This is a genomic window from Saccharomonospora halophila 8, from assembly GCF_000383775.1.
Lineage (GTDB): Bacteria > Actinomycetota > Actinomycetes > Mycobacteriales > Pseudonocardiaceae > Saccharomonospora > Saccharomonospora halophila.
Window position 1 is genome coordinate 21,070 of record NZ_KB912568.1, and the last position, 7,370, is coordinate 28,439.

At 70.7% G+C, this 7,370-nt stretch carries 5 protein-coding genes and 2 pseudogenes; 3 read left to right on the plus strand and 4 right to left on the minus strand.

Going from position 1 to position 7,370, the window contains the following annotated elements:
* Nucleotides 1–432: helix-turn-helix domain-containing protein (locus tag SACHA_RS0116120; protein ID WP_019811384.1), on the minus strand; the 432-nt coding region annotated here is incomplete at its 3' end.
* 88 nt (nucleotides 433–520) lie between these two features.
* On the opposite strand from SACHA_RS0116120, the gene leuC reads away from it, so the two are divergent.
* The 3 genes and pseudogenes from leuC to SACHA_RS26655 all read left to right on the plus strand — a co-directional run.
* Entirely contained in the window at nucleotides 521–1,936 is a 1,416-nt protein-coding gene (gene leuC, locus SACHA_RS0116125) for a 3-isopropylmalate dehydratase large subunit (protein WP_019811385.1), read from the plus strand.
* Between the two features lie 73 nt (nucleotides 1,937–2,009).
* Nucleotides 2,010–2,603, plus strand: coding sequence for a 3-isopropylmalate dehydratase small subunit (leuD, locus tag SACHA_RS0116130; protein WP_019811386.1), 594 nt, complete (start codon nucleotides 2,010–2,012; stop codon nucleotides 2,601–2,603).
* Nucleotides 2,604–2,890: 287 nt separating this feature from the next.
* Nucleotides 2,891–3,097: pseudogene (locus SACHA_RS26655) on the plus strand (HU family DNA-binding protein); the annotation flags it as partial.
* Between the two features lie 408 nt (nucleotides 3,098–3,505).
* Here the strand turns inward: SACHA_RS26655 and SACHA_RS26660 are convergent.
* The 3 genes and pseudogenes from SACHA_RS26660 to SACHA_RS0116145 form a co-directional block, all read right to left on the minus strand.
* A pseudogene (locus SACHA_RS26660) lies at nucleotides 3,506–4,141 on the minus strand (hypothetical protein); the annotation flags it as partial.
* Between the two features lie 40 nt (nucleotides 4,142–4,181).
* Nucleotides 4,182–5,213 (minus strand): NUDIX hydrolase, encoded by a 1,032-nt coding sequence (locus tag SACHA_RS0116140; protein ID WP_028663257.1) that lies wholly within the window; start codon nucleotides 5,211–5,213, stop codon nucleotides 4,182–4,184.
* Nucleotides 5,210–7,370: RNA degradosome polyphosphate kinase (locus tag SACHA_RS0116145; RefSeq protein WP_157601729.1), on the minus strand; the 2,161-nt coding region annotated here is incomplete at its 5' end. The genes SACHA_RS0116140 and SACHA_RS0116145, both read right to left, overlap by 4 nt.

The window sequence follows — 7,370 nt, forward strand, 5'->3', positions numbered from 1 at the left end:
CATCAGCAGCCGCGCGCCCACCGGCACCGTGTCCCGGAGTCCGCTCGGCGGCTCCGCCACCGACACGCACACGCGGACCACGCCCTCCCGCCGGTACAACTGCACGCTCTCGCCGGTGATGTCGCGCAGATCCGGCAGGATGACACTCGCGGCGTCCAGCAGCGGGTCGACGCTGCCGCCCGCCAGCTCGGCCAGCGCGGACCCCGGATGCCACCGCCCCTCGGCGTCGCGCCGCAACAGCCGGTGGACCTCGAGACCGACCGCGAGCCGGTGTGCCGTCGCCCGCGGCAGGCCGGTCCGCGCACACAGATCCCCCAGTGCGCACGGACTGTCGGCCACGGCGTGCAGGACCGCCACGGTCTTGTCGAGCACACCGATCCCGCTCTGCTGCTGTTCCGCGCCGTCCTGCTTGCTATCATCGGGTCGTCCCACAAGGCGATACTACAATCTCGTCATCTGGGATGTCCACATGCTGAGAAGTGAGTCCGCTCGCTACCGACACGTACACGGAGGAGCCCTGATGGCCGAGACGCGGGGCCGCACACTGGCGGAGAAGGTGTGGGACGCGCACACGGTGCGCCGCGGCGAGGGTGCCGAACCCGACCTGCTCTACATCGATCTGCACCTCGTCCACGAGGTCACCAGCCCGCAGGCGTTCGACGGGCTCCGGTTGGCGGGCAGGTCCGTGCGGCGGCCGGACCTGACGATCGCGACGGAGGACCACAACGTGCCCACGGCCGGCACCGAGCTGCCCATCGCCGATCCGGTGTCGCGCACCCAGGTGGACACCCTGCGCCGCAACTGCGCGGAGTTCGGTGTCCGCCTGCACCCCATGGGTGACACCGAACAGGGCATCGTGCACGTCATCGGCCCGCAGCTCGGGTTGACCCAGCCCGGGACGACCGTGGTCTGCGGGGACAGCCACACCTCCACGCACGGGGCGTTCGGCGCGATGGCGTTCGGGATCGGCACCTCGGAGGTCGAGCACGTGCTCGCCACGCAGACGTTGCCGCTGCGCCCGTTCAAGACCATGGCGGTCACCGTGGACGGGAACCTGCGCCCCGGCGTCACGGCCAAGGACATCATTCTCGCCGTCATCGCGCGGATCGGGACCGGCGGCGGTCAGGGGTACGTGCTGGAGTACCGGGGCAGCGCCATCGAGTCGCTGTCCATGGAAGCCCGCATGACCGTCTGCAACATGTCCATCGAGGCGGGGGCCCGCGCCGGGATGATCGCCCCGGACGAGACCACGTTCGCCTATCTGAAGGACCGTCCGCACGCCCCGCGGGGCGCCGACTGGGACGCCGCCGTGGCCGAGTGGCGGGAGCTGCGCACCGACGACGACGCCGAGTTCGACGCCGAGGTGCGGATCGACGCGAGCACGCTGACCCCGTTCGTGACCTGGGGCACCAACCCGGGACAGGGGCTGGGGCTGGGTGAGTCGGTGCCCGATCCGGCTGCGATGACCGACGAGACCGCGCGGGCCGCCGCGGAGAAGGCCCTGTCCTATATGGATCTCGAACCGGGCACAGCGCTGCGCGACATCGCGGTGGACACGGTCTTCCTCGGGTCGTGCACGAACGGCCGCATCGAGGACCTGCGGGCCGCCGCGGAGGTCCTGCACGGGCGCCGGGTGGCGGACGGTGTGCGGATGCTCGTCGTGCCCGGCTCGATGCGGGTCCGGCAGGTGGCCGAGGCCGAGGGGCTGGACTCGATCTTCACCGGGGCGGGTGCCGAATGGCGGCAGGCGGGGTGCTCGATGTGCCTCGGCATGAACCCGGACCAGCTCGCGCCCGGGGAGCGCAGCGCGTCGACGTCGAACCGCAACTTCGAGGGCAGGCAGGGCAAGGGCGGCAGGACCCACCTGGTGTCCCCGCTCGTGGCCGCCGCCACCGCCGTACGGGGCACCCTGTCCTCGCCCGAGGACCTGGACTGACCGGCCGCGGCCACACCCGGACGACATCCGAGCGCGGCCCGTCGTGGGCGGGCCGTCGAGGGAAGGAAGCAGTATGGAACCCTTCACCAGCCACACCGGCGTCGGAGTCCCCCTCCGCGCGTCCAACGTGGACACCGACCAGATCATTCCGGCCGTCTACCTCAAGCGGGTCTCGCGCACCGGGTTCGAGGACGGCCTGTTCGCCGCCTGGCGCGCCGACGACGACTTCGTCCTGAACCGCGAGCCCTACCGGCAGGGCAGCGTGCTCGTCGCGGGACCGGACTTCGGCACCGGTTCCTCACGCGAACACGCCGTGTGGGCGCTGACGAACTACGGCTTCCGGGTGGTCATCTCCTCGCGATTCGCCGACATCTTCCGGGGGAACGCGGGGAAACAGGGCCTGGTGACCGCGCAGTGCGAGCAGGACGACATCGAGCGGCTGTGGGAGCTGCTCGAGGCCGAACCGGGCACCGAGGTGCGGGTCGACCTGCGGGACAGGACCGTGCGGGCGGGTGCGTTCGTCAGCGGTTTCACCATCGACGACTACACCCGTTGGCGCCTCATGGAGGGTCTCGACGACATCGCGTTGACACTGCGGCACTCCGACGAGATCGACGCCTTCGAACGGCGGCGCCCGGCACACAAGCCGGTCACCACCGCGGGGTAGTCCGCGCTCTCCGGGGCGGATTCCCCCGCGTGTACGGGGAATCCGCCCCGCCCCGGCCGCCTCCACCGGGGAAACACACCGCCTGACGACGACGTGGGACGTCGGTGGCGAAGACACCTCGCCACTCCCGCGAAACACCGTAGGGACACCGCGGGGAAGGTGTAACAGCGCACTCGCCGAAGCGAAAATTCCGCGTGCCGTTTGGAATTCATGCTGTGTTGGTAATACCGTGTGCGCATGTCGGCCGGTGTGGCCGGGTAACACGAAGTTCTTCTTGGAGGACTGGAATGGCCAACAAGGCCCAACTCATCGAAGCGCTCTCCGAGCGCTTGGGCGACAAGAAGGTCGCGTCGGAAGCCGTCGACAACCTCGTCGACATCATCATTCGTACGGTGAACAAGGGCGAGAAGGTGAACATCACCGGCTTCGGTGTGTTCGAGAAGCGCGCCCGTGCCGCCCGGACGGCGCGGAACCCGCGCACCGGCGAGACAGTGCGGGTGAAGAAGACCAACGTCCCCGCCTTCCGTGCGGGCACGACGTTCAAGGATGTGGTCAGCGGCGCCCGGAAGCTGCCGAAGACCACGCCCGCGAAGCGCACCTCGGCGACCACCGCGCGCGGTGCCGGGGCGCAGACGTCGTCGCGGACGTCGGCCACCCGCCCCACGTCCACGCGGACCACCACCAACCGGACGCGGACCACGACGGCGCGGGGCGGTACCACCACCGCACGGGGCACGTCGGCCGGGAGCACGACCGCGAAGGGCGCCGCGGCCAGGACGGCGCCGAAGAGCACGACCGGATCGGCCGGCACGAAGTCGAGCACGGCGAAGTCGAGCGCGGCGAAGTCGACCGGCACCAAGTCGGGCACCACCAAGTCGGGTACGGCGAAGTCGAGCACCACCAAGTCGAGCACGGCCAAGTCGAGCACGGCAAAGTCGAGCGCCGCGAAGGCGTCGACCGCGAAAACCTCCTCGACCGCGAAGTCGACCGGCGCGAAGTCGACGGCCGCGAAGTCCACCGGAACCAAGTCCACGGCGGCCGCGAAGTCCACGGGCACCAGGTCCACCGGCGCGAAGTCGACCGACACGAAGTCGACCGGCGCGAAGTCCACCGGCACGAAGTCGACCGGCGCGAAGTCGACCGGCACCAAGTCGACCGGCGCGAAGTCCACCGGAACCAAGTCCACCGGCACGAAGTCGACGGCCGCGAAGTCCACCGGGACGAAGTCCACGGCCACCAAGTCGTCCGGGACGAAGTCGAGCGGCACGAAGTCCACGGCCGCGGCGAAGTCCTCGGGAACGAAGGCGGCGGCGAAGTCGTCCTCGGCCGGCACGACGAAGGCGACCGCGAAGACCTCGCCCGCGCGCAAAACCGGAACCACGGCGAAGAAGACGACCACCGCGAAAGCGCAGTAACCGCACCTCTTCCGCGGCGACACGAACTCGGCGGGGCCCGGCCACCGGCACGGGACCCGCCGAGTTCTGTCTGTGTCGGGGGCGTCTGTGTCGGGGGTCGTCCGTGTCGGGGGCGTCGGTCACCGGCGGGGCACACCCGTGTGGACCGGGGCGGAGTCCGGGCTCAGGTGTGGGACGTGGAGCGCGCGGCGGCCTCGTCGCCGAGCGGTTCGGGCAGCGGGCTCGGCAGGTAATGCGCGGTCACCAGCCGTGGGCCCGCCCCGTCGACCCGCTCCGGGGCCGTGCCGGTGCGGGAGTCCGTGCCGGTGCCGGATTCCGTACCGGCACCGGAGTCGTCCCGGGCGAAGGCCAACACCCAGACCGACCCCTTCTTGCTCGGCGGCACGTCCGCCGACTTCTTCCGGGGCACGGTGATCCCGTCGCGTTCGGCCAGCATGGCCACCACGTCCGGGATGACCCCGCCCTGGCTGCACACCACGGGTGTGCCGCCCGCGGCGACGAGGGAGAGCACACGGGCCAGGCCGCCCGCACGGTCGGCGGTGTAGCCCTCCTCGGAGAGGGGATGTTCCAGCTCCGTCTCGACACCCACGTCGTCGGCGACGGCCTGGACCGTCTGCACACACCGCAGGCGCGGCGCCGAGACGACCCGGTCGGGGGCGAACGCGCGCAGCAGCGTCCGCAGCCCCCGTGCCTGGCGCACCCCCGCCTCCGACAGCGGTCGCAGGTCGTCGTCGCCCGTCCAGTTCTCCCGGTTGCCCGCCTTCGCGTGCCGCACCAGCAGCAGCGTGGTCACCTCGGCCGGCTGTGCGGCGAACAGGTCGACGACACGGGCGTCGTTGTCGAACGTGAGCAGCGCCCGTGCCTCGGCCGGGGGCAGCCACCGCAGTTCGTCGACTTCCTCGTTCGGGACGAATCCGCCCGCGACGGCCCGTGCGGCGAAATACTCCACCGTCTTGTCGGCGCCGGGGACGGCATATTCGACAACGGTGAGAAACCGGTCCAGCGCCGCTTCGTACCCGGTTTCCTCGTGCACCTCCCGGACGGCGGTGACCGCGCTCGTCTCGCCGGGATCCACCTTCCCCTTCGGCAGTGACCAGTCGTCGTGGTGCGGCCTGTGCACGACGGCGACTTCGACCTCGCTGCCCGGTGGGCGGCGCCACAGCACCGCCCCCGCGGCTCGTACAACTCTGCTCACCCGGTGGCTCCGTGCTCGCGCAGCAATTCCATCTGATGGTCGCGGACCTGGCCGCTGTCCGTCGGAAAGGGTACCCATTCGCCCGTCGGACGGAGTACCCAGCACCGGGTGAGGGCATCGAAGGCCGAGTCGAACACGGCGTCCAGGCGGGCGGTGAGCCGGGCGTCGGCGACCCGCACGATCGCCTCGATCCGCCGGTCGAGGTTGCGGTGCATGATGTCGGCGCTGCCGATCCAGTGCGTGTCCGCTCCGCGGAAGTGGAAGATGCGGGAGTGTTCGAGGAACCGGCCCAGGACGGAGCGCACCTCGATGTTGTCGCTCAGCCCCGGGACCCCGGGCTTGAGGGCGCAGATGCCGCGCACCACGATCTGCACCGGGACGCCCGCCTGTGATGCGCGGTACAGGCCGTCGATGACCCGCTCGTCCACCAGGGAGTTGCACTTGATGCGGACGCCCGCGGGTTGCCCCGCCGTGGCCAGGTCGATCTCGTCGGCGATGAACTTCAGGAGGCCGCGCCGGATGTCGTTCGGTGCGGTGAGCATGGTGCGGTAGGTCTGCTGGCGCGAGTAGCCGGTGAGGACGTTGAACAGGTCGGTCAGATCCGCCCCGACCGCCGGGTCCGCGGTGAGCAGACCGATGTCCTCGTACAGCCGCGCGGTCCGCGGGTTGTAGTTGCCGGTGCCGAGGTGCGAGTAGCGGCGGATCGTCGACCCCTCCTGGCGCACCACGAGCGCGATCTTGCAGTGCGTCTTGAGCCCCACCAGGCCGTAGACCACGTGCACGCCCGCGCGCTCCAGGGTGCGCGCCCAGGCGATGTTCGCCTGTTCGTCGAACCGCGCCTTGATCTCCACCAGGGCGACGACCTGCTTGCCCGCCTCGGCGGCGTCGATGAGTGCGTCCACGATCGGGGACTCGCCCGAGGTGCCCGACGTGCGGTAGAGCGTCTGTTTGATGGCGAGCACCTTGTCGTCGGCGGCGGCCTGCTCGACGAACCGCTGCACGCTGGTGGAGAACGAGTCGTAGGGGTGGTGCACCAGCACGTCCCCGTCCCGCAGGGTGGAGAACACGCTCTTCGGTGTCTCCCGCTCCCCGAAGGCCGGGTGCGTCGCCGGGACGAACGGCGGGTCCTTGAGCTCCTTGCGGTTGAGGGCGTGCAGCTGGTGCAGACAGTTCAGGTCCAGCAGGCCGGGCACCTCGACCACGTCCTGCGGATCGACCTCGAGTTCGCGCAGCAGGAGTTCGAGCATGTGCGCACTCATGTCGTGGGCCACCTCCAACCGCACCGGAGGCCCGAACCTGCGTTGCGCCAGTTCCCGTTCCAGGGCCTGCAGCAGGTCCTCGTCGCGGTCCTCCTCGACCTCGAAGTCGGCGTTGCGGGTGACCCGGAACACGTGGTGTTCACTCACCTGCATCCCGCTGAACAATTCGTCCAGGTGCGCGGCGATGAGTTCCTCCAGGGGGAGGAAGGTGGCCTGCCGGGGACCCGGTCCCTCCTCGATGCGCACCAGCCGCGGGACGTTGTTCGGCACCTTCACCCGGGCGAAGCGTTCGGTGCCGCCCTCCGGGTCGCGCACGGTCACCGCGAGGTTGAGCGAGAGCCCGGAGATGTACGGGAACGGGTGCGCGGGGTCGACGGCGAGCGGGGTGAGCACCGGGAAGATCTGCCGGGTGAAGTAGGCCGACAGCCGGGCACGGTCCCCGGTGTCCAGGCCCGCCCAGCGCACGATCCGGACGCCCGCGGCCCGCAGGGCCGGCCGCACGCCCTCCTCGAAGGCGAGCGTGTGCCGCCGGACCAGTTCGCGGTTGCGCTCGGCGACGTAGGACAGCTGCTCGCTCGGGGTGAGCCCGTCCGCACTGCGCACGGACAGTCCGGTCTGCTCGCGCCGCTTCAGGCCCGCGACCCGGACCATGTAGAACTCGTCCAGATTGGACGCGAAGATCGCGAGGAATTTGGCCCGCTCCAGCAGCGGCTGGGACTCGTCCTCGGCCAGTGCGAGCACCCGCGCGTTGAAGTCCTGCCAGGAGAGCTCCCGGTTGAAGTAGCGGTCCTCGGGCAGGGCGTCGGTGCCCGGGGTGGCCGCGGTCACCGCGGGGGGCGCCGACGGGACGGCACGGAACTCGCGGGGCCGGCCGTCGCCGCCGGTGGTCCCGGGAGGG

Coding starts and splice junctions, on each gene's coding strand:
- leuC (WP_019811385.1), top strand. CDS start 521: ATGGCCGAGACGCGGGGCCGCACACTGGCGGAGAAGGTGTGGGACGCG.
- leuD (WP_019811386.1), top strand. CDS start 2,010: ATGGAACCCTTCACCAGCCACACCGGCGTCGGAGTCCCCCTCCGCGCG.